Source organism: Arsenophonus sp. ENCA, from assembly GCF_002287155.1.
Lineage (GTDB): Bacteria > Pseudomonadota > Gammaproteobacteria > Enterobacterales > Enterobacteriaceae > Arsenophonus > Arsenophonus nilaparvatae.
Genome location: NZ_NHNG01000705.1, coordinates 1 through 1324, shown reverse-complemented (window position 1 = coordinate 1324; position 1324 = coordinate 1). Strand labels below are relative to the sequence as shown.

The window sequence follows — 1324 nt, the reverse complement described above, 5'->3', positions numbered from 1 at the left end:
ATAGTAACAAACAAAGAGAATCCCACCCGTGAATACGTCAAATCTATCATGGATGCCCGTTGGTCTGTTGAAGTTTATCATCGAGAAGTTAAACAAAATTGTGGTATTGAACGCTGTCAGGCTCGCACGAGCCGAGCGCAAAGAAATCATATTTTTCTCGCTATTTCTGCGTGGTTTGAACAACATAAACGTCGTATATCTGAAAAAATAACCCTTTATCAACAAAATTGGGACGTAATCAAAAATGCTATTGCTGAGCACATCCGTGTTTTATTAGCGTACCCAAATTAGTTTTGTGCGAAACTCGTGACAATTTTATCTTTAATTAAAGATGAACCCCCTCCGATGAGATAAATTCGCTGAAATTCATTAAACGTTTTTAGCTTACCGGATACCAATACCGATAAATTATTTATCGCATCTTCAGTTTCTGATTTTATCCTGTCTGATTTTTGCTGCTCTCGATTTACCAGCGAACTTAAAAACTCATATTTTTTATAAAAAATATCTAACATTAAGTTATTGGCAGAAGCGTAACTTAAGCCTATATTCGTCTCGGATTTAACTATTTTCTGTATTCTTTTAATAACGGAAGAAACGCCCAATGACGGCTCAGCAATAACATGCGTTAGTTGTTTGAATTTCCCTAAAACAACACCACAATCTAACGTCGTTCCGCCTAAATCTACAATCAGAGACGATTCATAATCATTAACGTCGTCATGTTTAAACCTTTCGTGCAAAGCGGTTAAAGATTCTGGACTAACATGAACTTTTTTTATTTTGAAGGTATCTTTGTAACCTTCTCCATCATGATATTTTATTTCTCTTAATAAATTAGCCTTCTTCCTTTCTATATTTTTTGTGTTCTTTTGACGCTGTTCATTGAAGAACTCGCATAAGGGTAATGTCACATATAATTCTATTTCGCAGGGAGTTAAATCGGTATTCAGTAAAGCATGATGAACAGAGAGCAAGTTTTCATCACTATATTGATAATTAACCGTTGTGGTTTCGCTAGCGTTATTAATCCCATCGTTAAAAGAATAACGTTTGCCCTCTATTTCATAGTTACACGAGTTTCGCAGTCTCTAAAAAAGAAGTATAAATTTAAAAACAAGAAAAAATAAGGATGTTCATATTTTGTCCGGTTATCCATGCATTAAAGATATCTATAAAATATTCTTGCAAGTAAGCAGTGTAAGATACTCTAGTTTGGCGTTATCAGAAGTCAGCCCATCGCCTTTATCTCATGACACGGTTAGCCGATGGTTAAAAAGTAGATGTTTCCGCCCTAAAGACCTATGGCGATTAGTTGAACCTT

The 1324-nt window shown here is 35.2% G+C and carries 3 protein-coding genes; 2 read left to right on the top strand and 1 reads right to left on the bottom strand.

The window, feature by feature from the left end; translation table 11 throughout:
• Positions 1-291: transposase (locus CBG25_RS18490; protein ID WP_290603789.1), on the top strand; the 291-nt coding region annotated here is incomplete at its 5' end.
• Here CBG25_RS18490 and parM read toward each other — a convergent pair.
• Entirely contained in the window at positions 288-1088 is an 801-nt protein-coding gene (parM, locus tag CBG25_RS18485) for a plasmid segregation protein ParM domain-containing protein (RefSeq protein ID WP_290608496.1), read from the bottom strand. The two genes, CBG25_RS18490 and parM, sit on opposite strands and share 4 nt — an antisense overlap.
• 55 nt (positions 1089-1143) lie before the next feature.
• On the opposite strand from parM, the gene CBG25_RS18480 reads away from it, so the two are divergent.
• Positions 1144-1324: hypothetical protein (locus tag CBG25_RS18480; protein ID WP_290604534.1), on the top strand; the 181-nt coding region annotated here is incomplete at its 3' end.